Here is a 1,726-nt window from a genome sequence, read left to right on the forward strand (position 1 = left end):
AAATGGACAAGGAAGTTGGGTTAGATCCAAGACTTTAAGTGAAGTAGGAGGAATAAGTTTGAAAATAAAAACACGCAATGCTTCCTAAACAAAGGCACACCAAATAAGACTACCGTTTTTCGATTTTATTTAACGGAAGCTGCTGATTCATTCAAGAAGAATCAAATCAACTCGAGTTTGGAAGACTATCTATAATCGTATAGCCACGTTTCCTTAGGAGAGTCAAGGCTTGGGATTGTGTAAGAACTTTTTCTTCTTTCAAAGGTTTATCCTCCAGATAACCTTCGGCAGAATAAGGTTCCACTTTTGATAAGACGTTCCAGATAGCGGTCAGGAGCATCTTACAAAGTGCGATTATAGCCTTTTTATGTCCACGACTGGTTTTGATTCGGTGATAACGTTGTTTAAATTCAGGGTGTTCCTTTGATCTTAAAAGTGCATTCACTATTTGTACAAGGAGTGGTTTTAGGCATTGCCCCGCACGAGAAATCCGGGTCGATTTTACACGCTTATCACTTCGATCGTTTCTTGGACAGCAACCAGCCCAAGAAACGAGGTGCTTTGATGTTGGAAACACCGACATATCTGGTCCAATCTCAGAAAGAATCGCAATGGCCGTCATAGGGTTCGCGTTAAGACCGGGTATGGTGCGAAGTAAGGTTAAAACGGGTGAGAAGGGGTCTGTAAGAACTTGAATTTCTTGATCAAGCTCTTTTATGTGTGTTTCGATTTCGTCAATGTGTTGGAGGCATTGGCGAAGCTTGATGGCTTGAGAAGCTGAGACAGCACCATCTACCGCTACTTGGATTTCTTCAATGGGCGTTTTACACCGACCATGTATAAACGGTTGAACATCGAATGTTTCACCTGGATGATCCAACAGGTAGTAAATGATGGAGCTAGAGGACTTTCCAAAGACATCACTAAACACATCATCTAATTTAAGATTGGAAACGGTCAAACAGTTCAATGCACGATTTTTCTCACCTGTTTTCATATTGGTCAACTTCGAACGATAGCGAATGAGATCCCGAAGGTGGCGAATCTCAGGACTAGGAATAAAACTCGGCTTGATCATGTCGCACATAAATAGATCACAAATCCATTTGGCATCTTTGCGATCCGTTTTATTCCCTTTCTGAGGCTTCGTGTATTTCGGGTGAGCCAAAGTAACAAAACAAGTTTTCTCAAGAATATTAAACACAGGAATCCAATACTTGCCGGAAGATTCCATACAAACGTCTCTACATTCATATTTGGCAAGCCATTCAGCTAAGTCCTTTAACCCTTTGGTAAAAGAAGAGAAGCGAGCTTGCTTATATTCTGTACGACTATTTGCATCAGTAATTCCGATACAAGCATAGATCCAAGTTTTGTGGACATCGAGGCCACAACAATTTTTACGAAAGATTTTGAACATAGAGTACCTCCCTAAAAACCAATTACAGGTTTGGCAGGGACTGGTCATCCGGCGAAATCGAGTCAACTTCGGAAGAGATAAGTTTACGGGCTACGGTTTTGCGCCATTCATTGATGCCTTAACGGATGACCGACACCATATAGAAATGCGGGGTCACCGCTATACAGCCCCGCCACTCACCTCCTCGGGTTCTGTAGTATACCAGGGACCTGTAAGGAAAGCGTATCACGAAAATAAAACAAAGAAAGGTGCTTTGAGGTTTTTCATAACCCCATTGGTGCCTTTCGTAGGAAGGCAGGATTATAG

At 42.0% G+C, this 1,726-nt stretch carries 1 protein-coding gene; it reads right to left on the reverse strand.

What is annotated here, in order from left to right:
* Positions 1-166 precede the first annotated feature (166 nt).
* A complete protein-coding gene (locus tag JZO85_RS22910; protein ID WP_207110825.1) occupies positions 167-1,420 on the reverse strand; it encodes an IS110 family RNA-guided transposase in 1,254 nt (417 codons plus the stop codon).
* Positions 1,421-1,726 lie beyond the last annotated feature (306 nt).

Source organism: Candidatus Enterococcus murrayae (assembly GCF_017315985.1).
GTDB lineage: Bacteria > Bacillota > Bacilli > Lactobacillales > Enterococcaceae > Enterococcus_A > Enterococcus_A murrayae.

Excerpts from the sequence above, each read along its gene's own strand:
- JZO85_RS22910 (WP_207110825.1), bottom strand. The coding sequence starts at position 1,420 with ATGTTCAAAATCTTTCGTAAAAATTGTTGTGGCCTCGATGTCCACAAA.